Source organism: Microbacterium sp. LMC-P-041, from assembly GCF_030209555.1.
Classification (GTDB): domain Bacteria; phylum Actinomycetota; class Actinomycetes; order Actinomycetales; family Microbacteriaceae; genus Microbacterium.
Genome location: NZ_JARVRV010000006.1, coordinates 178366 through 202788 on the forward strand (window position 1 = coordinate 178366; position 24423 = coordinate 202788).

Annotated in this window: 25 protein-coding genes; 17 read left to right on the forward strand and 8 right to left on the reverse strand. The window is 67.4% G+C overall.

Annotated features, from left to right (window positions below; translation table 11 throughout):
* Positions 1–93 precede the first annotated feature (93 nt).
* The 10 genes from QRN21_RS13625 (at position 94) to QRN21_RS13670 (ending at position 11672) form a co-directional block, all read left to right on the forward strand.
* Positions 94–1338 (forward strand): glycoside hydrolase family 1 protein, encoded by a 1245-nt coding sequence (locus QRN21_RS13625; RefSeq protein WP_187250224.1) that lies wholly within the window; start codon positions 94–96, stop codon positions 1336–1338.
* A 27-nt stretch (positions 1339–1365) separates the two neighbouring features.
* A complete protein-coding gene (locus QRN21_RS13630; protein ID WP_285364545.1) occupies positions 1366–2727 on the forward strand; it encodes an MFS transporter in 1362 nt (453 codons plus the stop codon).
* 24 nt (positions 2728–2751) lie between these two features.
* Positions 2752–3582: an SDR family NAD(P)-dependent oxidoreductase gene (locus QRN21_RS13635; protein WP_232224475.1), complete on the forward strand. Its 831-nt coding sequence runs from the start codon at positions 2752–2754 to the stop codon at positions 3580–3582.
* A gap of 78 nt (positions 3583–3660) precedes the next feature.
* The gene (gene uidA / locus QRN21_RS13640; RefSeq protein ID WP_285364550.1) at positions 3661–5454 is read left to right on the forward strand and encodes a beta-glucuronidase; all 1794 of its coding nucleotides are present in this window, start codon (positions 3661–3663) and stop codon (positions 5452–5454) included.
* A gap of 29 nt (positions 5455–5483) precedes the next feature.
* Positions 5484–6722, forward strand: a complete 1239-nt coding sequence (gene manD / locus QRN21_RS13645) for a D-mannonate dehydratase ManD (protein WP_072591781.1) — start codon at positions 5484–5486, stop codon at positions 6720–6722.
* Positions 6719–7234, forward strand: a complete 516-nt coding sequence (locus tag QRN21_RS13650; RefSeq protein WP_285364553.1) for a gluconokinase — start codon at positions 6719–6721, stop codon at positions 7232–7234. The genes manD and QRN21_RS13650 overlap by 4 nt, the downstream gene beginning before the upstream one ends.
* Entirely contained in the window at positions 7231–8295 is a 1065-nt protein-coding gene (locus QRN21_RS13655) for a LacI family DNA-binding transcriptional regulator (RefSeq protein ID WP_285364555.1), read from the forward strand. The genes QRN21_RS13650 and QRN21_RS13655 overlap by 4 nt, the downstream gene beginning before the upstream one ends.
* A gap of 143 nt (positions 8296–8438) precedes the next feature.
* Positions 8439–9878, forward strand: coding sequence for an MFS transporter (locus QRN21_RS13660; protein WP_285364556.1), 1440 nt, complete (start codon positions 8439–8441; stop codon positions 9876–9878).
* Entirely contained in the window at positions 9871–10842 is a 972-nt protein-coding gene (locus tag QRN21_RS13665) for a Gfo/Idh/MocA family protein (RefSeq protein ID WP_285364558.1), read from the forward strand. Before QRN21_RS13660 ends, QRN21_RS13665 begins: the two co-directional genes overlap by 8 nt.
* Before the next feature lie 29 nt (positions 10843–10871).
* Positions 10872–11672 carry an SDR family NAD(P)-dependent oxidoreductase gene (locus QRN21_RS13670; RefSeq protein ID WP_285364560.1) on the forward strand — a complete coding sequence of 267 codons (801 nt, stop codon included), beginning with the start codon at positions 10872–10874 and terminating at the stop codon, positions 11670–11672.
* A 61-nt stretch (positions 11673–11733) separates the two neighbouring features.
* Here the strand turns inward: QRN21_RS13670 and QRN21_RS13675 are convergent, their stop codons facing one another.
* The 3 genes from QRN21_RS13675 to QRN21_RS13685 all read right to left on the reverse strand — a co-directional run bounded on the left by QRN21_RS13675 (position 11734) and on the right by QRN21_RS13685 (position 14427).
* Complete coding sequence (locus tag QRN21_RS13675; RefSeq protein ID WP_285364562.1) at positions 11734–11871, reverse strand: hypothetical protein; 138 nt, start codon at positions 11869–11871, stop codon at positions 11734–11736.
* Between the two features lie 822 nt (positions 11872–12693).
* Positions 12694–13023 carry a hypothetical protein gene (locus tag QRN21_RS13680; RefSeq protein ID WP_285364564.1) on the reverse strand — a complete coding sequence of 110 codons (330 nt, stop codon included), beginning with the start codon at positions 13021–13023 and terminating at the stop codon, positions 12694–12696.
* Positions 13024–13185: 162 nt separating this feature from the next.
* Positions 13186–14427 carry a Fic family protein gene (locus QRN21_RS13685; RefSeq protein WP_285364565.1) on the reverse strand — a complete coding sequence of 414 codons (1242 nt, stop codon included), beginning with the start codon at positions 14425–14427 and terminating at the stop codon, positions 13186–13188.
* 724 nt (positions 14428–15151) lie between these two features.
* Between QRN21_RS13685 and QRN21_RS13690 the strand changes: the two genes are divergently transcribed.
* Positions 15152–15592, forward strand: a complete 441-nt coding sequence (locus QRN21_RS13690) for a GNAT family N-acetyltransferase (protein WP_285364566.1) — start codon at positions 15152–15154, stop codon at positions 15590–15592.
* Positions 15593–15664: 72 nt separating this feature from the next.
* Here the strand turns inward: QRN21_RS13690 and QRN21_RS13695 are convergent, their stop codons facing one another.
* The 3 genes from QRN21_RS13695 to QRN21_RS13705 all read right to left on the reverse strand — a co-directional run bounded on the left by QRN21_RS13695 (position 15665) and on the right by QRN21_RS13705 (position 19588).
* A complete protein-coding gene (locus QRN21_RS13695; RefSeq protein WP_053097679.1) occupies positions 15665–16321 on the reverse strand; it encodes a hypothetical protein in 657 nt (218 codons plus the stop codon).
* A 107-nt stretch (positions 16322–16428) separates the two neighbouring features.
* Positions 16429–18057 carry an MFS transporter gene (locus QRN21_RS13700; protein WP_285364569.1) on the reverse strand — a complete coding sequence of 543 codons (1629 nt, stop codon included), beginning with the start codon at positions 18055–18057 and terminating at the stop codon, positions 16429–16431.
* A 163-nt stretch (positions 18058–18220) separates the two neighbouring features.
* The gene (locus QRN21_RS13705) at positions 18221–19588 is read right to left on the reverse strand and encodes a D-alanyl-D-alanine carboxypeptidase family protein (RefSeq protein ID WP_285364570.1); all 1368 of its coding nucleotides are present in this window, start codon (positions 19586–19588) and stop codon (positions 18221–18223) included.
* Between the two features lie 141 nt (positions 19589–19729).
* Here QRN21_RS13705 and QRN21_RS13710 point away from each other — a divergent pair, with 141 nt between their 5' ends.
* From QRN21_RS13710 to QRN21_RS13720, 3 genes are all read left to right on the forward strand, one after another.
* Positions 19730–20380, forward strand: coding sequence for a hypothetical protein (locus QRN21_RS13710; RefSeq protein WP_285364572.1), 651 nt, complete (start codon positions 19730–19732; stop codon positions 20378–20380).
* Between the two features lie 130 nt (positions 20381–20510).
* Positions 20511–21371, forward strand: coding sequence for a CPBP family intramembrane glutamic endopeptidase (locus QRN21_RS13715; RefSeq protein ID WP_285364574.1), 861 nt, complete (start codon positions 20511–20513; stop codon positions 21369–21371).
* A 32-nt stretch (positions 21372–21403) separates the two neighbouring features.
* Complete coding sequence (locus QRN21_RS13720; protein ID WP_285364575.1) at positions 21404–21916, forward strand: GNAT family N-acetyltransferase; 513 nt, start codon at positions 21404–21406, stop codon at positions 21914–21916.
* A 17-nt stretch (positions 21917–21933) separates the two neighbouring features.
* Here the strand turns inward: QRN21_RS13720 and QRN21_RS13725 are convergent, their stop codons facing one another.
* Both QRN21_RS13725 and QRN21_RS13730 read right to left on the reverse strand, forming a co-directional pair.
* Positions 21934–22287 (reverse strand): hypothetical protein, encoded by a 354-nt coding sequence (locus QRN21_RS13725; protein ID WP_187250164.1) that lies wholly within the window; start codon positions 22285–22287, stop codon positions 21934–21936.
* A gap of 67 nt (positions 22288–22354) precedes the next feature.
* A complete protein-coding gene (locus QRN21_RS13730) occupies positions 22355–22672 on the reverse strand; it encodes an NIPSNAP family protein (protein ID WP_285364577.1) in 318 nt (105 codons plus the stop codon).
* A gap of 99 nt (positions 22673–22771) precedes the next feature.
* Between QRN21_RS13730 and QRN21_RS13735 the strand changes: the two genes are divergently transcribed.
* From QRN21_RS13735 to QRN21_RS13745, 3 genes are all read left to right on the forward strand, one after another.
* Positions 22772–23032 (forward strand): hypothetical protein, encoded by a 261-nt coding sequence (locus tag QRN21_RS13735; protein WP_285364579.1) that lies wholly within the window; start codon positions 22772–22774, stop codon positions 23030–23032.
* Positions 23025–23498 (forward strand): BLUF domain-containing protein, encoded by a 474-nt coding sequence (locus tag QRN21_RS13740; RefSeq protein ID WP_285364580.1) that lies wholly within the window; start codon positions 23025–23027, stop codon positions 23496–23498. The genes QRN21_RS13735 and QRN21_RS13740 overlap by 8 nt, the downstream gene beginning before the upstream one ends.
* Before the next feature lie 136 nt (positions 23499–23634).
* Positions 23635–24405 (forward strand): LuxR C-terminal-related transcriptional regulator, encoded by a 771-nt coding sequence (locus QRN21_RS13745; protein WP_285364582.1) that lies wholly within the window; start codon positions 23635–23637, stop codon positions 24403–24405.
* The last annotated feature ends 18 nt before the right edge of the window (positions 24406–24423 follow it).

A 24423-nucleotide genomic window follows, 5' to 3' on the forward strand; every position in this document is an offset into this window, starting at 1 on the left:
CTCCGGCGATAAAAATAGTGAGGACTTACTATTTTATGTTACCGTTAGCTGGCAATCGGTTGTCGCGATTGCTCCGATCGAGAGGATCCCTCAATGACGAACTTCCCCACCGGCTTCCTCTGGGGGGCCGCCACTGCCGGACACCAGATCGAAGGCAACAACGTCAACAGCGACTGGTGGGAGCGGGAGCTGACCATGCCCGGCATGGAGCCCTCGGGCGACGCCGTCGACAGCTACCACCGCTTCCGCGAGGACATCGACCTGCTCGCCGACGCCGGCCTCGACACCTACCGCTTCAGCCTGGAGTGGTCGCGCATCGAGCCGATCGAGGGCCAGTTCTCTCGCGCAGAGCTCGCGCACTACCGTCGAGTGATCGACTACTGCCTCTCGCGCGATGTCACTCCCTTCGTCACGCTGCAGCACTTCACGACGCCGCGATGGTTCGCGAACGACGGCGGCTGGACGTCGCCCAAGGCCAAGGACCGCTTCCTCAGCTTCGTGACCCAGGCCACCACGATCCTCGACGGTGTCGAGTGGGTCGCGACCATGAATGAGCCGAACATGCAGGCAGCCATCATGACGGCGATGCGTCGCATGGCCGCTCAGGGCGGACAGTGGACGAGCCCCACGGTCGAGGCGGACGCGGTCGAGAGCGAGGCACCCGCGGAGCAGAAGGAAGAGAAGAAGCAGCACGGCTCCTTCCTGCAGGACGCAGACCCCGAGATCGGCCGCGCGTTCGTCGAGATCCACCATGCCGCCCGGGAGATCGTGCGCGCCAAGACGAACGCCAAGGTCGGCTGGACCATCGCCGCAGGCGCGCTCACCGCGGCCCCCGGTGGCGAGGAGAAGCTGAAGCAGATCCGCTACGGCAAGGAAGACGTCTACTGGGAGGGGTCCCGCGGCGACGACTTCGTCGGTGTGCAGGCGTACTCGTCGCAGGAGGTCGATGCCGACGGTCTTGTGCCGCATCCGCCGCACCCCGACAACACGCTCGTCGGCACCGCCTTCCGCCCCGACTCGCTCGCCATGGCCGTGCGCCACGCATGGGAGGTCTCCGAGGGCGTCACCGTGATCGTGACCGAGAACGGCATCGCCACGGCCGACGACACCCAGCGGATCCGCTACACGGATGCCGCGCTGCGCGGACTCGCCGACACCATCGACGAGGGCATCGACGTGCGCGGCTACCTGCACTGGACGCTGCTCGACAACTTCGAGTGGGGTCACTGGGCTCCGACCTTCGGCCTGATCGCCGTGGATCGGGAGACGTTCGTGCGCACGCCCAAGCCGAGCCTCGGCTGGCTGGGTGAGGTCGCGAAGCGCAACGGTCTGGCCTGACCGAAGCCGCGTACAGAGGCCGAGCAGATGACCGTCGACGTCGACGATCCCCAGGGCGAAGGCCCTGCGGAGGCTGCGGGGCGCGTTCCCGAGGGAAACCTCGCGCTCCCGCAGCCTTCCTCCCTGGTCCCCGCGCCCGACGATCGCGCGGGGACCGGGCAGGCGTCCGTCTCGGGGTGGTCGATCGCCCTGCTCGTCGCCGCGACCTTCGGCGCCGGCATGGCGATGATCGTGCCGATGGCCTATTCGCTGGCCGTGCGACTCGACCAGCTTGCGCCCGGGCGCACCGAAGCGCTCGGCATCGTCCTCGCCGTCGGCTCGGCGGCCACACTCGTGCTCGCGCCGCTCACCGGCATCCTCAGCGATCGCCTGCGCAGCCGCTGGGGGCGGCGGCGTCCGTTCACGGTGATCGGTCTGCTGATCGGCGCGGCCTCTGTGCCGGTCATGGCCCTCGCCCCGAATCTCACCGCCCTCACCATCGGCTGGACGCTCTCGACCGTGGGGTGGGGAACGGCGGCTGCGTCGCTCGGCAACTGGCAGGCGGATCGTCTGCCGCCGCACCAACGCGGCCGCGTGTCCGGCCTCACCGGCGTCACCATGCAGGTCGCGCCCGTTGTCGGGATCATCCTCGTCGGACTCTTCCGCGATCAGGTCATCCTCGTGTTCGCGCTCCCTGCGGCGATCGGTGTCGTACTGGTGATCGCATTCCTCGCGGTGGTGCACGACCCCGACACCAGGGGGATGCTGATCGAGCGGCGGCTGACCGTCGGCGGACTGCTGCGGAGCTACGGCTTCGATCCGCGTGAAGCCCCGGACTTCGCATGGAACTGGCTCGGGCGCTTCATCTTCTTCTCCGGGCTGACTCTCACCACCAGCTTCACCGTGTTCTTCGTCGCCCAGCGCCTCGAGCTGCGCGTGCCCGATGTCGCCGGAGTGCTCGCGATCGTCTCGGCGTCGAGCATCGTGACGGCCACCGTCGGCTCCCTCGGGGGCGGATGGCTGAGTGACCGGGTGGGCAGGCGCAAGCCGTTCATCCTCGCGGGTGCCGCTCTCTTCGCGGCGGGATGCAGCGTCTCGGCGTTCGCCCACGACCTGCCGACGCTCATGGTGGGCACCCTGCTGAACTCCCTCGGCATCGCCACCTTCTCGGCTGTGGCTCAAGCCCTTCTGCTCGACGTGCTGCCCGATCGCGAGAGGGAAGCGGGCCGCTACATGGCCATCGCCCTGTTCGCGCAGAAGATACCCGGCGTCTTCGCGCCGGTGCTCGGCGGGGCGGTGCTGGCCATCGGTGCCGGCGCCGAGAACTTCACCGCGCTGTATCTCCTCGCTGCCGCGCTCGCCTTCGCCGGCGGTCTCCTCATCACCCTCTCGGTGCGCAGCGTCCGCTGAGCATCACCCATTCGAAACGGAGCAATGATGTCCTTTCCCTTCCCCGACGTCTCGTCGACCCCCCTCGGCTCGCTGATCGATCTGACAGGACGCACCGCGCTCATCACAGGAGGCGCTCAGGGCCTCGGTCGTGCCATCGCGGATCGGCTCGCCGAGGCCGGTGCGAGCATCGTGATCGCCGACCTCGACGAGGGCCGTTCGCGAGCGGCGGCAGACGAGATCGGCGAGCGCTTCTCGGTGCGGACGGTGGGCGTGCGCATGGATGTGACCGACTCGGCGTCGGTGGCTGCGGCGACCGACGCCGCGGCGGCTGAGGTCGGTGCTCCGGATGTCTGGGTGAACAATGCCGGAATCTTCCCCAGCCAGTCCCTGCTCGAGATGAGCGACGAGACCTGGGAGCAGGTGTTCGCCGTCAACACCCGAGGTGTGCGCAACGGTGCTCGCGAGGCGGCCCGTCGGATGCCGCAGGGCGGCGTGATCGTCAATATCGTCTCGACCGCAGGCTTCCGTGGGACTGCGCCCGGTCTGTCGGCCTATGTGTCGTCGAAGCACGCGGTGCGGGGGCTCACGAAGCAGCTCGCTCTGGAGCTCGCGCCCCAGGGGATCCGCGTTCTCGGTGTCGCTCCCAGTTACGTGCCGACCGAGGGGAACATGGCGATGGCAGCTGCGGCGATGGAGCAGATGGCAGCAGCCGGCATCGACCCCTCGACCATGCCCTCGGCGATGTCGCAGAGTCTGATCGGTCGTCAGGGCACGCCCGACGACATCGCGCGGGTGGTGCTGTTCTGCGCCAGTGACCTGTCGGTGGTGATGACCGGCAGCACGCTGCTTGCGGACGCCGGAGAGACCATCTGAATGGCAATCGGTTGCCATTTCTTCCGAACTCTGCTGTACTGAAACCAAGAACGCAAAGAAGCGCACGAAAGGCCCTTGATGCTCAAGCCCATCGCCACCGCGACCCGTGACCTCGTCAAGCTCGACGGAGTCTGGAAGTTCGGGATCGACTCCCGCCTCCCGGAGGAGCCCTGGCTCGCCACTCTCGACACGCCTCTCGAAGCAGCCGTTCCGGCGAGCTACAACGACCTCTTCACCGATCCGGCGATCCGCGACCACGTCGGCTGGGTGTACTACCAGCGGTCGGTGCAGGTGCCGCGCGGCTGGGCGGGGGAGCGGATCCTCCTGCGTTTCGACGCCGCGACGCACTCGGCGAAGGTCTATGTCGACGACCAGCTCGTCGGTGGACACGTCGGCGGGTACACGCCGTTCGACATCGACGTCACCGATGTCGTGAAGCCGGGCGCCGCGTTCCGGCTCACGGTCGCGGTCAGCCCCGACCTCAGCAACACCACCATCCCGCCGGGCAAGATCGAGGTCGGCATGACCGGCGTCAAGACCCAGACCTACTTCCACGACTTCTACAACTACGCGGGCCTCGCCCGGTCGGTGTCGCTGTACTCGCTGCCGCAGGTGCACGTCGACGACGTCACGGTCGTGACGACGTTCGAGGGCTCGACCGGATTCGTCGACTACCGCGTCGAGACCGTCGGCGATGCCGCCGTGCGGGTGAGCCTGGCGGATGCCGCGGGCAGTGTCGTGGCGACGTCGTCCGGCCCGGAGGGCCGTCTCGAGATCGCCGACGTCGTGCTCTGGAAGCCGGGCGCCGCGTACCTCTACGAGCTGACGGTCGAGGCCGTCGACGGAGACGACGTGCTCGACACGTACTCCGTGGCAGTCGGGGTACGCACGGTCGCGGTGCGAGGCGAGGAGTTCCTCGTGAACGGCGAACCGTTCTACTTCACCGGATTCGGCAAGCACGAAGACACGTTCGTGCGCGGCAAGGGGCACGACGACGCGTACATGGTGCACGACTTCCAGCTGATGGAGTGGACGGGCGCCAACTCGTTCCGCACCTCGCACTACCCGTACGCCGAGGACGTTCTCGACTTCGCCGACCGCCACGGCATCCTGGTCATCGACGAGACCGCGGCCGTGGGTCTCAACATGGGGGTCGTCGGCGGTCTGAGCGGCACCCCGCCGTTCCCCACCTTCTCGGAGCAGTATGCCGGGGCGGAGACGCACGCGGCGCACGCGCAGCATCTGCGTGAGCTCATCGGACGCGACAAGAACCACCCGTCCGTCGTGCTGTGGTGCATCGCCAATGAGCCCGCCTCGAACGAGGACGGCGCACGCGAGTACTTCGAGCCGCTGGTGGACCTGGTGCGCGAGCTCGACCCGACGCGCCCGATCACCTATTCGATGGTCATGTTCGCGACCTTCAAGAACGACCAGATCATCGACCTGTTCGACGTCGTGAGCCTCAACCGCTACTACGGGTGGTACATCAACGCGGGCGACCTCGCGACGGCCGAGATGTATCTGCAGGGCGACATCCAGGGCTGGATCGACCGCACGGGCAAACCGATCATGATGCTCGAGTACGGCGCCGACACGATGCCGGGGCTGCATTCGGTGTGGGACCAGGTGTGGACCGAGGAGTACCAGACCGACCTGCTCGCGATGTACCACCGTGTCTTCGATCGCTTCCCGCAGTTCGTCGGTGAGCAGATCTGGAACTTCGCCGACTTCGCCACGACCAACGGCCTGCACCGCGTCGGTGGCAACAAGAAGGGCATCTTCACCCGCGAGCGCCGGCCGAAGTCCGCCGCATTCGCTCTGCGCCAGCGCTGGCGTGGGCTCGACGGACGCAAGCCCGGCGCGGACGCCTGACCTACCGCCTTCACGCAGAGGAGAAGCACATGACCATCGACAGGGCCGACGTCATCGTCACGAGTCCCGACCGCAACTTCGTCACGCTCAAGATCACGACCGCAGACGGCGTGACCGGACTCGGTGATGCGACGCTGAACGGGCGTGAGCTCGCGGTCGTCGCCTACCTCACCGAGCACGTGGTGCCGTTGCTGATCGGCGCCGACGAGTCTCGCATCGAAGACACCTGGCAGTTCCTGTACCGCAGCGCCTACTGGCGCCGCGGGCCCGTGACGATGGCGGCCATCGCAGCCGTCGACATGGCGCTGTGGGACATCAAGGGCAAGGTGGCCGGGCTTCCCGTGTACCAGCTGCTCGGCGGAGCCAGTCGCAAGGGCCTGATGGCCTACGGTCACGCGTCCGGCAAGGAGCTGCCCGAGCTGTTCGACTCGATCCGCGCGCATCAGGCACAGGGATACAAGGCGATCCGGGTGCAGACCGGGGTGCCGACGCTCAAGGCCATCTACGGCATCGCCGCGCAGGGTGCGGACGTCGGCGATGCCAGTGTCCGGTACGACCACGAGCCGGCGCGTCGAGGCGCGAAGCCCGTGGAGGAGGACTGGGACACGCGCGCCTACCTGAATCACCTCCCGGGTGTCTTCGAAGCCGTGCGCAACGAGTTCGGCCCTGACATCCCGCTGCTGCACGACGGCCACCACCGGATGACGCCGATCCAGGCCGCACGCCTCGGCAAGGACCTCGAGCCCTACGACCTGTTCTGGCTCGAGGACTGCACTCCGGCCGAGAACCAGGAGGCGCTGCGCCTCGTGCGCCAGCACACCACGACGCCGCTGGCGATCGGCGAGATCTTCAACACGGTCTGGGATTTCAAGGACATCATCCGCGATCAGCTCATCGACTACGTGCGTGGAGCCGTCACCCACATGGGTGGCATCAGCGCGTTGAAGAAGACTCTCGACTACGCGGCGATGTACCAGATCAAGTCGGGCATGCACGGCCCGACCGACATCTCGCCGGTGGGCATGGCGGCGGCGATGCACCTCGGTCTCGCGATCCACAACTTCGGCATCCAGGAGTACATGCAGCACGGGTCGCGCACCGACCAGGTGTTCCAGCAGTCGTTCACCTGGACCGACGGCTACCTGCACCCCGGCGACAAGCCCGGTCTGGGTGTCGACCTCGACGTCGACGAGGCGGGCAAGTACCCGTACGAGCAGGCCTACCTGCCCTACAACCGGCTGCTCGACGGCACCGTCCACGACTGGTGAGCGCACACGCATCGCCCCCGGTCGTGGTGATGGGGGTCTCGGCCGCCGGCAAGTCGACAGTGGGGCGCCTGCTCGCGACCGATCTGGGCGTCGAGTTCCTCGACGCGGACGACCTGCATCCCGCATCCAACCGGGCGAAGATGAGCGCGGGCACACCGTTGACGGATGAGGACCGGATGCCGTGGCTCGACCGCGTCAGCGATGAACTCGCCGCACGGTCGGCATCGGGGTCAGTGATCGCGTGCTCGGCGCTCCGGCGGGTCTATCGGGATCGGATCCGCGAGCGGGTGCCGGGTGTCGTGTTCGTGCACCTGCACGGCAGCGACGAGCTGCTCGCCGAGCGCGCGGCCGGCCGAACCGATCACTTCATGCCTCCTTCCCTGCTTCGATCGCAACTCGACACCCTCGAAGCGCTCGACGCCGACGAGGTCGCGGTCGTCGTCGACGTCGGTCGCCCGCCCGCGGAACTCGCCCGCGCCGCCGTCGAATGGCTCGAATCGCACCGGTCATGACACGCTGGGAGCTGGGAGGAACCATGGACGACGATCTGCCCGGTGAACTCGCGGAGCGCATCCGGCGTCGCGGCGGCGCCGCGACCATCTACGACATCGCGGAACTCGCGGGTGTGAACCCGTCGACGGTGTCGCGCGCGCTCAGCAAGCCCGGTCGCATCAGCAAGAAGACGGAGGAGAGGATCCGTCTCGCCGCCGACCGCCTGGACTTCCAGTTCAACCCGATGGCGCGTGCCCTGCCGACCGGACGCAGCCACACGATCGGGTTGATGGTCGCGGACATCACCAACCCCGTGATCTTCGGCATCGTCCGCGGCGCGGAGCACACGGCAGCCGCGGCCGGATACACGCTGGTGATCGCCGAATCGCAGGAGTCCGGTGAAGCGGAGGCCGAGGCGGTCTCGCGGCTGCTGCCGAGCGTCGACGGGCTGATCCTGGCGACCACCCGTCTGGCTGACGAGCGGATCCTGCGGCTGGCGGAGCGCAAGCCCGTCATCCTGATCAACCGGCAGGTCGACGGCGTGGTCGGCGTCCTCCCCGAGGTGGAGCAGGGTGTCGCGGACCTCGTCGCCCATCTCGCCGACCTCGGTCACCGCTCGATCGCGTATCTCTCCGGCCCCGAGACATCGTGGATCAGCCGACGACGGTGGGAAGCTATGCTCGACGCCGCCGAGCGCCTCGGCCTGGCAGTCGTCGAGATCGGCCCGCACATGCCGACGATCGACGGCGGTCGCGAAGCTCTTCGTCGAGTGCAGGCATCGCGGGCGACCGCCGTCATCGCGTTCAACGACCTCATGGCGATCGGCCTGATCCAGGCTGCGTCCGCCGCCGGCATCCTCGTGCCCGACGGACTGAGCATCGCGGGGTTCGACGACATCTTCGGCAGCGAACTCATCGTCCCTGCGCTGACCACCGTGCGCGCCCAGTTGCAGCTCGCAGGGGAGCGCGCGGTCGGTAAGGTCCTCGAAGCTCTGGGCGATGCGACCGAACCGGTCAGCGACGATCCTCTCGCGACGACCCTGGTGGTGCGGGGAAGTACAGGGCGCGCTGCTCGGAGCTGAGTGCCGTGCGGTGCGCTGACGTCTTTCTGTGAACGTGGCAATCGGTTGCCAAATGCGTCGATCTCTGATTTGATGTAAGAGCCTCAACAGTGAGGCGGTCTGGAGACTTCGATGACGAATGCACAGCTGCAGGGAGCTCGGTCATGAGCGAGCAGATCACGCATCGCGCCGGTGAGGAATCCCGATGGACCTCGAACATCGGGGTGCACTACGACGCGAAGAAGCCGCTCTCCCGATACATCCGCTGGTACCTGCTGCTCTCGCTGGCTGTCTCGGCAGTGTGGGCGGCGACGAACGGCATCCTCATGCCGAACCAGATCCAACTGCTGGAGTTCGGATCCTTCTTCAATGGGGCAGACGCCGGCGTCGACCTGCAGGCTCTCACCGAGTTGGGTCGCGCCGTCGCTGCCGGCGAGGTCACTCCGACGACGGATCAGACCAGACAGCTCGCCCTGCTCTCTGACTTCGAAGCAGCGCGAGCGAACGGGCTGGCGCTCGTCACGACGACCAGCGCCATCATCGTCATGATCCTCCAGCCGGTGATCGGTGTGCTGTCCGACCGCACGCGCTCCCGCCTGGGACGCCGGGCGCCGTGGATCCTCTACGCCGGACTGATCGGCGCCGTGCTGCTGGTCGCCGTCCGGTACGCCCCGTCGCTCGTGGTGCTCGTCGTGCTGTGGTCTGCCGCCGAGCTGGCGCTGAACGTCGCAGGAAACCCGCTGCAGGCCACGGTCGCCGACAGAGTGCCGCGCGACCGACGCGGCCGCGTGACGTCGTGGACGAGCATGGGCTCGATCATCGGCGGAATCCTGGGTGGAATCGGCGCCGGTGCACTGTTCGGACTCGTCGGGCTGGACTTCTATCTGATCCTCGGCCTGCTCGTGGCGATCGCCACAGTGCTCTTCGTCACCCGGAACCGTGACGCGTCATCCGTCGATGTCGAGCGTGAGCCCTTCGCCTGGAAGCCGTTCCTGCTCGGCTACGCGAGTGCTCTCAAAGCCCGCAACTACCGGTGGCTGTGGATCTCGCGCGTGCTCTTCTTCTTCGGCTACAGCACGTCGACGGTGCTCAATCTCTACATGCTGCAGAGCTACGTGCGCCCCGCGCTGAGCGCCGCCGAGGCATCGGCGATGGTGCCGATCCTCGGGCTCGCGGGCATCCCCTTCACGCTCATCGCCGTGGCGATCTCGGGGCGGCTCTCCGACCGTGTCGGCCGTCGCAAGCCCTTCATCGTCGTTGCGTCGCTGCTCATGGCGGTGTCGATGGCGATCCCGCTGATCTCGCCGACGCTCCCGGCCCTCTTCGCCCAGGTGATCATCACTGGCCTCGCCTTCGGCATCTACCTGCCGGTCGACAACGCGATGTTCATCGACGTGCTCCCTGATCCGGCGCGCGCAGGGCGGGATCTCGGTCTCGCGATCGTCGCCATGAACCTCGGTCAGGCGCTGGCACCGGCGCTCGCTGCGGTCGTGGTCTCAGCGACCGGCGGGTATCAGCTCGTCTGGGGAGCCGCACTCGTGCTCGTCGCCCTCGCGACGCTCACCGTGGCGCCGATCCGCGAGCGGAAGGCCGTCGATGCCTAGGTGGGGCATCATCGGCACCGGCGACATCTCCGATCGCCTCGTCTCCGATCTGCTCGCCATCGGCGGGGACATCAGCGCTGTCTGGGGGCGAACCGCAGACCGCGCGTCGGACTTCGCGACGCGGCACGGCATCCCGTCGTCGACCGACGATCGGGCAGCGCTGTTCGCTCGCGACGACGTCGACATCGTCTACATCGCCACCCCTGTCGTCACGCATACCGCGATCACGCTCGAGGCCCTCGACGCGGGTAAGCATGTGCTGGTCGAGAAGCCGATCGCGACCTCGGCCGCTGACGCCGAATTGCTCTTCGCCCGCGCGGCTCAGGTGGACCGATTTCTCATGGAGGCGATGTGGATGCGGTTCAACCCGTTGCACGTCGAGGTCATCGACCGGATCGCCGCAGGAGAGCTCGGCGCGATCGGAAACGTGCGGGCGAGCTTCGGCACCCCGTTCTTCCCGCGCCCGGGCAAAGAGCGGCCGGAAGACGGCGGAAGCATCCTGCGCGACAGGGGGATCTACCCGGTCACGCTGGCCCATTGGTTCCTCGGGGAGCCAGACGACGTCCAAGCACGAGGAGTCGTCTCCGAGAGGGTGGACCTCGCGGGGCATGCCACCCTCGACAGTGCCGGCGGCGCCTTCGCGCAGCTCGCCTGGTCAGGAGTGGACTTCCTCGATCTCTCAGCGGCGATCAGCGGCGAGCGCGGTTGGATCACGCTCGATCCCATGTTCTGGGCGGGCAGCGACGCCCGAGTTCATGCAGGGTCGGCGGAGCGTATCTTCCGCGAGCCGGAGCGCATCGGGCATCCGCGAGTGGGCAACGGCTACGGGCCGATGCTCGAGGCGGTGGGCACGGCGATCGAGTCCGGTCTGCGTGAGCATCCCTGGCATGACGCGGCGACGACGATCTCGATCACCCGTACCCTCGACCGCATCCTTGCGGACATCTCCTCCGAGTCGCGCTGATCGCGGCCCGACCCACCCAGAAGGAAACCATGGACATCTCAGGCAAGGTCTTCGTCGTCACGGGCGCAGGAAACGGCATCGGACGCGAGGTGACGCTGCGTCTGCTTGCCGGTGGCGCCTCGGTTGCCGGCGTCGACCTGAACGCCGCAGGCCTCGAAGCGACCGCAGCACTCGCGGCTGTCGGCACGCGATTCACTCAGCACGCGGTGAACATCACCGACCGGAATGCGATCGACGCGCTTCCCGGCGCCGTGATCGCGGCTCACGGCCAGGTCGACGGCGTCGCGAACATCGCCGGTGTGATCCAGAAGTTCGTCACGGTGAACGAACTGCCGTTCTCCGAGATCGAGAAGGTCATGAATGTCAACTTCTGGGGCGTGATGAACGTGTGCAAGGCATTCCTGCCCCATCTCCTCGCCCGGCCGGAGGCATCGCTGCTCAACGTCGCGAGCATGGGATCGTATGCCCCGGTGCCCGGTCAGGCCGTCTACGGCGCCTCGAAAGCCGCGGTGAAGCTCCTCACCGAAGCGCTCTACGCCGAGCTGCTCGACACGAACGTGCACGTCACCGTTATCTTCCCGGGCGCGATCAGCACCGACATCGCCGCGAACTCGGGCGTCGATCTCGGGGGCGATGCGTCGGCCGAGACCAGCGCGTACAAGACGACGACGCCGCAAGAGGCCGGCCGGGTGATCGTCGACGCGATCCGCAAGGACCGCTTCCGAGCGACCATCGGTTCGGATGCTGCGGCCATGGATCGCCTGTCGCGCCTCAACCCCAAGTTCGCGACGACCATGATCGCGAAGCAGATGGGTGCGCTGCTCGCCTGAGATCAGCCCGCCTGACGAGTCCGTGGCCCGAGCGCATGTGCCACGGACTCGCGTGCACGTCTCAGCCGCCAGTCATCGGGTCGAGCTTGTTGGATTCTGCGACGACGTCTCGCCACGCGAACTCGTTGTTGTCACTGAAGACGTAGTAGCTCGACCCGTTGGGCATGAGTGCGACGGTGATCCCTCCGAACCCCGACATGAACGGAACCGAGAACGGTGAGGTGAAGGCCGCGTTGTCAGCGCTGCTGAAGTCTCGCGCCCAGAAACCGTTGTTGTAGTGAAACGGGGTTGGCCCACCGGTCGTGATGCCGCGATCTGAAGCGTCCCGCTGGAGCGATGCGTCCAGGAGCCCGGGATGCAGCACTTCGGCACGATCCTCTTCCGCAAGGAGTATGTTTCGCCCACGTTCAGGCCTAACAAGTCGACCCTGCTACTCATCAGGGTGGCGGGGTCGTGCTGTGGACGAGAGCCATCGGTGTCTCCTCGAGGCCGAGAGTGCTGGAGTGCGTCTGGCGGGAGGGGGCATCGCTGCGCATCTGAGGTTTGTGAGGTTGGGGGCATGAAACCCCCGCATTTCCGCGGATTGGCGACTAGTCCTCGTTCTGAGGTTTTTGAGGTTGGGCGAAGGACTTACGGCAGAGGGCTGCCCGGGCGAGTATGGGCGGGGTGGCTCTCTGTCTTCGTTGCCTATGCTGGGCGCCATGGACATCGCCTCGATGATCATGGGTGCACCGATGATCTCGATCGCGTGGATAGCGATCTGTCCTTGGGCTCCGTTGAAACGGCCTCGCGAGCTCGAGGGAACTGCAGCCGCAGGTCCGGACCCGGATTAGACCTCGTTCAGAGGCAATGCGCGCTCGGATGCGCTCGATTGCTGGGGGTCTCCATCGAAGTGCCCCAGCAACCGAACGCACGGGAGCGCACGAAATCCGCACGATTACGCGGAAGGCGGATCGGGGGTCGTAAGCAGTGGCGACCCGTCCGGGCTTATGACCCCTTACGGGACGGCCGTCGAAGACCTCTATGAGACGGTGGTGAGTCTTCCGTTGGCCAAGACGAACAGAACAGCCAGGATCGGCAGCGACGCGGCGAGCAGCCCCCACTTCGAAGCGATGATCGACATCACCGCGATCGCAGCTACGACCCCGAGAGTGATCCAGACACGGAGCATGATGCCCGCTGCCTCCTCAGCAGTCATTCCGGCGCCGAGTGCGAGCCCGAGACCGGCGAGGAGTGTCTCGATGACCGTGACCACCACGATCGTCGTGGCGATAGCGAGAACCGCCCATCCGATCCGACCGCAGGTCTCTCGCCACTCGCGCGGAGCCTCGGTCTCGATGGGTTGGGTCATGCGCTCACCGTACCGCTCCTGGCTCTAGTCGATCTAGCCGCCGATTCTTCATCCACAGAGCGCAGGGGAGCGCACGAAATCCGCGAGATTCCGCGGAAGTCGGATCGGGGGTCATAAGCAGTGCCGACCCGCCGGGGCTTATGACCCCGCGCTGGCGCGCGGCTAGCCTCGAGCAGTCATCCGGCGGATCTGCTCGGCGTAGTCGTCGAGGACGTCGAAGATCCCGCGGTGCTGCCAGACGCGGTTGCGTCCTTGGCCGGTCGTCTCGGTGAGCACCCCGCGATCGGCGAGTGTGTCCAGCGCGCGCAGCGCCGCCATCTCGCCGAGTCCGAGCGCGCTCATGAGGTACTTCGTGTTCACAGCCGGCTGGCCCACGAGCGCGGGAAGGACCTTCCAGACCGCAGCGTCGGAGCGGACGCCCTGGAGTAGAGCGCGGGACTCGTCCAGCTGCGCGACGAGATCGTCGACCAGCTGCGTCCCCGTGGACGCGGCGATGCGACTCGCGATGGCGAACTCGCGGATGATCGGGGCAGCGTCGCCGGCTCGGAAAGCGGTCAGCGCCTGGAAGTAGCGCCCGGTGTTCACGAGCAGTCCGGCAGAGATCGGTACGGCGGTGGAGTTGACGAGACCCTTGTTGCGCAGGATCGACTGCGCGAGCGCGCGGCCGGTGCGGCCGTTGCCGTCGACGAACGGGTGGATGGTCTCGAACTGGGCGTGCGCGACAGCGACCTGAACAAGCACGGAGATGTCCTGGCGCTGCACGAATCTGACCAGGTCACCGATCGCACCGGGAATCCGGTCGTGGTGGGGAGCTATGAACTCCGCCTGGCGGGGGCCGGCGTTGCCGGGGCCGATCCAGACCTGTTCTTGGCGGTAGAGACCTGCTTCCTGCTCGAGGCCTGATTGGTGGCGCAGTAGAGCGTGGTGCATCTGCAGGATGGAATCCTCGGAGATCTCGTCCGAGAGCGCGAGGGCTGCTTCCATGGCGCGGACGTTCCCGATGACGGTGAGCGCGTTGGCCTTGTCGCCTTCATCGATCTCGGCGAGAGCGAGCTGCTTCGCCGACGTCGTCAGCTGCTCGATCTGTGAGCTGGACGCGGACTCTGTGCGCAGCAGGATCGCGGTCATCGGGCCCAGGGCCGGATTGTCGGTGCCCAACGTGCGCCGCGCATGCTCGTCGAACGCGACCAGCTGGCGCGTGGCGTCTTCGACATCAGCGGCGTCTTCGCTGGGAACCTGCGGGCTCCACTCGGCGATCGGTGCTGTGACCGTCGCCTCGTACGGCCCGGTCTGACGCACAACCTCGGCCCGTGAGAACATCTCCGGTGCGCGCGGCGCCCAGTCGAGGGTCTCGCTCGAGACGGCATCGATGGGGATGCGTGTGCTGGGCGAAGACGTGGACATCACATCATCATACCAACACTTATGTACCTAGATGTTGGCAGGGCGTGAATCAACCCGCGTCTGGCGCGAGGGGCTGTCTGCGGCGAGATCATGTCGCCGGATGAACCCGAGCGTCTCTTCGGTCGTGAAGGTTCTACCTCCACGTTCGGCGAGAGCCTCGATCCGAAGCGACTCGGATCTCCTGGAGACGTGCGAGACGCGCCTGGTCTGGTGGGTCGATCATGGTGCCTGTCGATGACCTTGAGCGGTACAAGCCCGCGATGCGCGGCAACGCGGAGTACCTCGTCACTCGATGTCTAGTTGAGTCTTGTGGGAATGGATTCGAGCGGGGATCCTGAATCTGCCGGATGGCGCCGGGGGCGATCATCTGGCCGGAGTGACTCCGGCGGGCATCGGCCTCACTCGGGGCGCCTCGCATCAGCGTTCCTCCCTCGCGCGAGGCGTCCCGCATCCGTCCTCCGCGACGAGAGGCCCGGGAGGTCACAGCGGTGATGCCGTGTGTCGACGAAGCCAGCGGATCGCTGAGCTGTCGCCGCACCCAGATCGCACCGTCGGACAGCGCCACGGATCGAGAGGCGGCGCATGATCGAAGAAAAGCTGGGGCCGGCCCCCGACTCTCCGTAGTCGCGCCAAACTGATGTGGTCTCTGTGGCGACACAAAGGCCAAGGCCGGGTCTACCGGCTCGATCGGGTGAAGGAGCGGCGGACTGTGCTGACGCGAAGATTGACCGCAGATGAAGTGCGCAGACACGCGCCGCGCCTCCTTGAGCTTCAGCACGAGGCGTACGCTGTCGAGGCTCGGCTGATCGGTGACGACCGCATTCCGCCGCTTCATGAGACGGCGTCCGACCTGCTTTCGGCTGCCTTGGAGTGGCTGGTCTGCGTCGACGAGAATCACCAGATCGCCGGAGCGGTGGGATACGTGATCGAGAATGACGTCGTCGACCTCGACCGTCTCATGATCGACCCCACCCATCACCGGAAAGGCCTGGGCGCCGCGTTGGTGGGGCAGGTCATGTCGCTCGCGCCCCAGACGGTCGTCGCGACCGGGCGCGACAATGCGCCAGCTCGAGCGCTGTACGAGTCCCTCGGCTTCGTGCACCAGTCGGATGCCGAGCCGATTCCCGGCCTCTGGGTCAGTCGCTACTCTCGCACCGGAGCGTGAGGAGTACGAGACAGGGCCGACTCACCCTTCGCCTTACACTCGACTCCGGATGCTCCCGCCTCACGCCCGCGCTCACGCGCAGGATTCGTACGGCGGCTCGTCGAGGGTCGTCGCCGTCACGCCCCAGATGATGTCGGTTCCGGCGGTATAGGTCAGGAAGACCGAACCGGTGCCGGCTTCCGACTCGATCGCGAGATAGCGGCGATCGCCGACGCTCTCGACTTCGACCGCGTCGGGGTAGACGGCCAGCGCCTGGTCGAGCCGGGAACCGAGACCGATCCCCTCAGCGGTCAGCGGGCCGACGGCCGGCTTGCCTTCGAGGTCGACGGGTGAGGCGGACACCTGCACGAGGTCGACCACCGCGGGGTCCTGTTCCGAGACCTCGGGGCGCTGAACGGTGAGCATGTATCCGTCGGCCTCCGTGGACGCGAGCCACGGGCAGGCGTCAACCGGAGCGGCACCCGCCGCCGCCACGGCTTCGTCGTAGGGCGCGCCGAGTTCCACGTCTCCGATGCCCGATGGGCTGACGCCCGCGGTCGGCGTGGAGGATGCGCTGGGCGATGGACTCGGCGCAGGATCAGCGGATGCCGTCACCGTCTGCGTGACCGTCGGGGTCGGGGACGCGGGGGCTGCGCATCCGGCCAGCAGCGCAGCGGCGACCGCCATCCCGAACAGGGGCGAGAGGATGCGTGCACGGCGAACCTGGGGTCGTCTGGTGTCGATATCCATGCTTCGACGCTATCGGCGCGGTCGTGACCAGCCCGTCGATTCTCACGGGATTCCCAGATGCCCCGGCATCCGACGGCGCAGGCCTTCTGCTGTCCCCCTGAGCCCGTTCAGCGCTGAGGTCCGGGTCTCCTGCGGGGCGGCGTGGGCTCGGGAAAGTAGTGCACCTCTGTGGGCTCGCCGTCGGTGTGCGCCCGCGCGGTCGCCTGGATCTCACGGTCGCGACCGGTCAGTCTCTGGGTCTGCTGTCGTCGGTACTCTCCCCAGGAGGGGACCATGAAGGACTCGAGCAGCAGGTCCTGCTCTTCGCCGCTGCGGAGGAGCGTCCATCGGTACCCGCCGGTTCGCCGCCGCGAACTCTCCACCAGTCGCATGGATTCTCGGAACGCGTCGATGCTGTCGGGTCGCACGGTGTAGGTGATCTGCACGAGAACGGGGCCGTCGGTCGGCTGGGGGTCGAGGACGAGGGTCGGGGTGGGCCACGACATCGAGACGGTCCGGTCGACGGTGCTCGTGCCCGGCAGAAGCGGCAGCCACATCACACTGGCTGCGATGACGACGAGCAGCGCCGCGGCCACGGCCAGCGACGTCGCCGTGCCGACTGCTCCGGCCAGGGCGCCCCAGCCGAACGACCCGACGGCCATCGTTCCCATGAAGACGAGGATGTAGATCGATGCTCCTCGCGATCGCACCCACTGCGGGAGGGTCAGTTGCAGTGCGGCGTTCAGCACGGTGAGCGTGCCGATCCAGGCGACTCCGGCGAGAACGAGCAGCAGCAGCAGGGGGACGAACGGCAGCCATGCCGCGGCGAGCGTGCCGGCTGCGAACAGCAGAGCGCTCGCCGCGATCACCGCGTTGTCCGAGAACCTCTTGCGGGCGATGGGCAGAACGAAGATGCCGAGCACGGCCCCGGCGCCGAGCGCTCCGAGCAGGAAGCCGTATCCGCTCGAGGTGAGGTCGAGCCGTTTGGCGGTCACGGGAAGCAGCGCCCACAGTGCGCTGGCGGGCAGGGCGAAGAGAGCGGACCTCAGAAGGATGCGTCGCACGAGGTGGGCGGATGTGACGTACCGAACGCCTGCGCGCAGCGCGGCCGTGAACGGTTCCCTGTCGTCGAGTCCGCTCTGCGGCGGCCGTCGCCACCACAGAAGGGCGACGACTGCTCCGATGAAGCTGAGCGCGTTGATGCCGAAGACGACGGGTGCGCCGAACAGCGACAGCAGCACGCCAGCGAGCGCGGGGCCGACGGCCCGGGCGCCATTCACCGTGACGCCGCCGAGCGCGGAGGACGCGCCGATGAGCGGGCGGGGCACGAGTTCCGGTTGGATCGCCTGCCAGGCCGGGGACGTCAGCGTGGAGGTGATCCCGAGCAGGAACGTGAAGCCGAGGATCGTCCACGGAGTGAGCTCGTTCAGGAAGGCGATGACGGTCAGCGCCGCGGCGATCACGGCGCTCGCCACCGACCCCCAGATCAGCAGTCTGCGGCGGTCGAGGGAGTCGGCGAGCACCCCCGCGGGGAGGGAGAACAGCACGGCCGGGGCCAGACTCGCCGTCTGCACGAGGGCGATGATGGTCGCGCTGGCCGCGGCGTCGACGAGGTACCACTGTGCGCCGACGGTCTGCATCCAGGTGCCGATGTTGCTTCCCAGCTGCGCGAACCACAGCACCCGGAATGCCGGGATGGCCAGCGGCGCCCAGGCGGAGACGGCGGCGGATCTCGGTGCCTCAGGTCGAGAGGTCATCGGGTCTGCTGACATATCCGGCTGTCCTTCCGCAGAGCACATCGGGCCTGGCGCCTCGATGCAGATCGTATAGCCGGAGAACGCAGGCGGAGGCCGATCGGTCGATCTTTCGACTTTCGTCCGAAGGTCGGCACGCAGCGTTCCGATGCGCGGTCGAGCGGCCTCAGCCCTCGGCATCCGTCGCGGAGCCGAGCTCGGACGGGTGGGTGAGCCGCCACCACTCGGTGGGCGGATCGATGGTGCCTGCGATGGTCACGGGGGCAGTGACGGTGTTCGGTCCGGCGGTCCAGGTGACGGTCCCCACGGCCGTGCCGTCGCGGTAGGTGGGAGGGGTGTCGATGTCCATCGTCAGCTCGATCGGCGTGTCCGACCAGGTGAAGATCGATGCGTCCTCGCCGATGACCAGGGTGGCGGTGGACCCCCAGGGTGTCGAGATCGTTCCGATCTCCTGGCCCTCGCTCGCGACGGGCACCTGATGGAAGCCGGAGCGGATGCTCTCGAGCTCGGCGATCACGGTGGCATTCACCGACTCGCGCGATGATCCGCCGAGGACGACGCCGGTGATCTCGAGCGGATCGGGCGCGCCCACGTCGAGCGTCGCCGTGTACAGCAGGCTGTGCGTGCCCTCGCCGAGGTTGCCGGTCTTCAGTCCCGTGATCCCGGCGGTGCCGAGGAGGGCGTTCGTGTTGATCAGCTGACCGGCGCCGGGGATCGAGACCGAGGGGGTCGCGACGATCCGAGCGATCGCCGGATGCGCGGCGGCGAGCTTCGCGATGGCCAGCAGATCGGCGGGCGTGCTCGTGTTGCGCGAACTGATGCCAGTGGGCTCGGTGACCGTCGTTCCGGTGAGGCCGTGGGATGCGAGCCAGGCGCGCGTCGCACTGAGGAAAGCGCTCTGCGACCCGAAGATCCGGGAGGACAGCGCGTCGGCGTAATTGCTCGCGGAGGGGATGAGCATGACGGCCAGGGCATCATGCAACGACATCGAGGTGCCGGTGGGCATCGGAGCGATGGTCGCGCCCTGCACGTAGTACTGGTCGTAGAGGTCGTGATCGGCCTTGCCGAACGTGATGGTCGGTCCGGGGTCGTCTGCGGAGGCGAGCGGTGACGCGTCGAGGATGACGAGGGCGGTGATGAGCTTGGTGATGCTCGCGATCGGGAGCGGCTCGCCCGTCCCCGTCGCCGACCACGTGCCGCTCGCCCCCTCGCCCAGGTACGCGTCGGCGCCGGACACGCTGATCGCCGATGCCGCAGCCGTATGCGTGGCGACGGCAGCCGCGTCGCCGACCGGGACCTGCGGTGCGCGTGCGGTCACGGCCGGCGGATCCACCGGAGCCGTGAGCGCCCACCCGACGTACCCTCCGGTCACGGCCAGCACCAGGACCACGCAGACGGCGGTGATGACGAGCCCTCGTCGCCGGCGTCTTCTGCGCACCGCGGGGTCGACCCGATCACCGCTGAACTCCTGCTCATGCGCCATGAGCTCCGCGAAATCGGACAGCCCATCCACCGGCTGCCCGGGTGCCGTCATCGAGAGCCCCTCATCGCGTCCACCCGTCGCTCGCATTCCGCAGAAAAGGCCATCCTCTCGTATGCCGGCATCCTCCGGTATCCGCCGTTCGGGGGACAGCAACCGGTTGAAAGCCGAACGGCGATCCGATGGACTGACGGGATGCGATCGACGACTCCGATGCCGGACAACCCCTGGCCGCACGACATGTCCATCACCGTGGAGGACAGACCACAGCTCCTGCTCGAGTTGCTCTGGATTCGAGAGGCGCACGATCTGCGTCCCGTCGGCGAGACGCTGCCGCCGAGGCTGATCGAGACGCCTGCGGCTGCGGCGAACCCGGTGGATGCCGTCACCCGCGACCGCTGGTCGGCAGCCTGGTCGCGGATCTGGGAGGACGTGCTCGCGCACGCCGCCGTCGAACCCGACCGAGGTCTGCTCGATGCGGTGTTCAGCTCAGACCTGAGCTCGACGGAGCGGGAGCGCCTTCTGCGCGAGCTCGTCGGGCCGGCATGGCGAGACGACTTCGGCGGCGATGTCTTCGACGATGAGGCATATCGGGACTGGGAGCGGCGCGGCTTCGATTCTCACGTCGAGACACGACCGACGACGCTCGCCGAGAGTCCCGAGCATCGAGACGTCGAGGCGCTCGCGGATGCCTGGCGTCGCGGCCTGCTGAAGGTCGTGACCATCCCGTGCCGCGAGTTGCACGTGCGACAGATCGGCCCTCACGCGCTGTTGGTCACCGGTGAGGTGCGCAGCGACAGCGCGCAGTATCGGTCGGCTCTGGGCTCGTTCGCTCCGAAGGGGTGAGCGACCTCTCTGCGTCAGTCGGCGAACGACGAGCGGAGGTTCCGCAACCCTAGGATTGCCTCGGAGACCGGACGCTCGCTCTCATGCGGCGTCGACGGGGCGACGCCCGCCGGATCAGGGGAGCCTCAGGATGAAGACCGCAATCGGACGTCCCCGCAGCATCTGGCTCGCACTCGGGGTCGTGGTCTTCTACGTTCTCTGCGCATGGGGGCTCGGCAACCTCCTCAGCGGGCTGGTCGGCGACGACGGCTCGTTGGCGGACTTCTCCCTCGGTCACTTCATCCCCCTCGCTGTGGGCATCGGCGGCGTTCTGCTGTTCTTGCGGTGGGCAGGCTGGGGTGCCGAGGTGTGGAGGGAGCGACCGACCCCGACCCTCACCCCTCGCCGGTGGTGGCTGATCTCGATTCCCGTGCTCGCGTTCGCCGTGCCGGTGGTCGAGTTGTTCGACGTGCCCTGGGCTGGGCGCTCGCTCGGCTTCCTGGTCGTCGTGGCGCTGGGAACGCTGATGGTCGGGTTCGGTGAGGAGCTGGTGATCCGGGGCGTCTTGCTCACAGCGGTCCGCGCGCGCTTCGGCGAGTTCGCCGTGTTCCTCCTCACGTGCTTCGTGTTCGCGCTCGCCCATATTCCGGGTTATCTGTTCAGCGGTCTGCCGCTCTTCATCATCGCCTTCAATGTGATCGCCCTGATGTCAGCCGGCGCCACCTACTACTGGATCCGTCGCGTCACCGGGCGCATCTGGGTCGCCATGCTCATTCACGCTCTCACCGACTGGGTCCTCTACGTCGGGTCCGACGTCGGGCTTCCGTCCGCATCGGTCCCCGTGCAGCATTCGCCCGCGGACGACTCGGGGACCGGTGCACTCGGGTACGTGGAGAGCCTGCTTCTGATCCTGCTGGCGATCAGCGTCATCAGCGTCATTCGGGAGAGCCGACGCGACAAGCGCAACGCGCTCAGCGACGGCGCGGGGGCCGTAGTCAGCGACCGGATCTGACGTCGCGTCCCGCGCTCTGGCAGGCTTCTGGCATGCATGTGACGATCACTCCGGCGCCGTCTGCGACGTGGGAACGCTACCGAGACCTTCGGCTGGCCGCGCTCGCAGAGTCCCCGGAGATGTTCGGGTCGACGCTGCGGCGGGAGTCCGCGTTCGGCGACGACGTCTGGCGGAGCCGTTCGACTCATCCTGGAGCATTCATCGCGAGCATCGATGGCGAGGACGTCGGCATCGGCGGCGTCTACGACATGAGTGGCCGCTGGGTGGTCAACGGGGTCTGGGTCGCACCGGATCACCGGGGTCAGGGAGCCGTCGACGCGCTGATGGTCGCCTGCGCGGACTATGTCTCCTCCCGTGGAGCGGACACGATCCATCTCGGTGTGATGGAGAGCAACCCCCGGGGGATCGCGGCGTACACGCGCCTGGGATTCACGCCCGATGGGGCGAGCGAGACGTTCCCCGACGGACGGATCGAGATCATGATGTCGCGGCCCGTGGCCACGGGCGGGGCCGAACATCCCGGCAAACGGTCGCTTTCGGACTGAGGCATCCGGAGTCCGAGCTAGTCGCGGTCGGCGTCGATCAGCTCGAGGAGTTTGCGCAGCTCGTCGCGGATCTCGGTGTGGTCGTATTGCCCGGCACGGCTCTCACCGGAGATGACTCCCGAGCGGCGCACCGAGCGGAGATCCCCGAAGGGGAAGGAGTACGCCTTCTTCGTCTCGGGGTTCTCGCTCTTGTCGATGCCCAGGTGCCAGTGGGAGAACTCGGTCCATCCGTGCTGCTCGATGAAGCGGTTCTCGTCGTCAGCGCTGGGCGCGGCCTCCGACCAGTCGTCGCGCTCGTCGCGGACGACCTTGCCGTCGCGGACCAGCGAGCGGGCGTGTTCGAGGGCGGGGTGATTCAGTTCAATAGCCATGCGCAGACGCTAGGACGGAGAGCGGCACCGTCGAACCCCCTTGACGCACCGGGCGGGAACATCCTCCTCAGTCGGCGTCGGCCGAGAAGACGGGGCTGAGGAAGCGGCGCTCGTAGCGGCGGATGCATTGGGTCCTGCGCGCGAACTCGAAGGCCTCGATGCACTCGGGGTCGGTCTTCGATGCCGTGCGGTAGACCTCGTATTCGGCCAACGAGGGGAATGTGAACAGCGCGAACGCCTCATCGCTGTCGCCTTCGCTCGGCATGAAGTAGCCGTGGTGGGTCCCGCCGTGGTTCGCCACCAGACGGATCCATGCCCGGCCGTACTCGGTGAAGTCATCGAGCTTGTCGGGGTCGATCTCGTAGCGCAGGTGAACCGTGATCATGTCCTTGATCCTGCCAGAGCCGGACCGCGCGTTCCGATCGTCACTCCGCCTGGAGGATGATCCGGAGCCCGCCCGGAATCTCGAAGGTACGCTGAGAGCATGGGTGATCAATCGCCGACGCCTGTTCGCCCGCTCTGGGCGAGCGTGGCAGACGGCTTCTACGTGGGCAGCCAGGACGGCTCCTTCCTCGGCTACGTCGACCGTCTGTCCGACGGCGTCTGGCGCGCATTCGATGCGGCCTCGCGCTCCATCGGCGACTTCGCGGACCACCATCGAGCGATGGCAGCGGTGACGGCCACCGTCGAGGTCAGCGCGCATCGGTCGGCTTACCACGGCAGGGACGGGGTGCGGAATGACTGAACAGAATCCGCTCGTCTCGCTCGTCTACTGCAGCAGCGCCACGCAGCCGTTCGGCGAACACGAGCTCGGTGAACTGCTGTCAGTGAGTCGCGCCCGCAACAGCGACCGCGACATCACCGGGATGCTGCTCTACCGCGGCGGAGAGTTCGTGCAGATCCTCGAGGGGCCCAGGTCCGACGTCGAGGCGTTGATGGAGAGGATCGGCCGCGACCCGCGCCACACGGATGTCCGCGTGCTGATCGAAGAGCCGCTGCACGAACGGCGCTTCCGGGACTGGACGATGGGATATCAGTCCCTCGTCGCTCCGGAGCCTGGAACGGCCTCGGGATATCGCGACTCGTTCGACGATCTCCGCATGGGCGATCACGACATGATCGGTCGCGCGATCATGGAGCTGACGCTGTGGTTCCGAGTGCGTGAGTCGGCCAGTCGGCAGCCCGTCGAGAGCGAAACCCGGTCGCGCTAGCCGTCATCTGAGGCGGATGAGCACGCTCGCCGCACCACCACCCGGTGTCACCCCGGCAGGGTGAGGGCGTCCTGTCGGTCTCTTCGGGACCTTCCTACGCTGGCCTGATCCACGCAGGCTCAGGGGGGTCATCGACATGGAACGGCGACGACGGTTTCTCGCAGGACTCACCGTGCTCGCGCTCGCCGCGGCATCCTTGGTCTTCGGAGCGGCACCGGCCTTCGCGGTGGCGGCGTTCTCGATCCAGAAGTCCGCAGTCGAGGCGGGCCCCTTCGGACCCGGCGACACGGTGACCTATCAGATCACCGTCAACTGCTCGTCGGTGAACGACCCCGGCTGCCTCAACACCGTCATCAGCGACGAGCTCCCGGATCCGCTCCTGTTCAACCCGGCGATCGCGAATCCGGTCACGGTGCAGATCAACCCGCCCGCCGGACAGCCCGCCGGCGACTACGCGCGTCTGCCGCGGACCAGGGTGCTGGTGCTGACCACGTACGATCTCGACGAGTTCGCCTTCGGAGCCCTGCAGGCCGGGGCCGCCGGGTTCCTGCTCAAGAACACGAGACCGGCCGAGCTCGTCGCCGCGATCCGCACGGTCGCCACCGGTGATGCGGTGGTCGCACCCCGCATCACCGCGACGCTCATCGAGGTCGCCCTGCCGCACCTCGCGCCGCCGGACGCCGGGGCCCGGGAGGGCGCGCTCTCGGCGCTGACCGAGCGGGAACGTGACGTCTTCCTGCAGGTCGCGCGCGGCCTCACCAACAGCGAGATCGCGCAGACGCTGCATCTGAGCGAGTCGACGGTCAAGGCGCATTTCGGCCGCATCCTGGTGAAGCTCGATCTGCCCAGTCGCGTCCAGGCGGTGATCCTGGCCTACGAGCTCGGGATCGTGAGCCCGGGCAGCTGAGACCGCGGGCCGATCCGG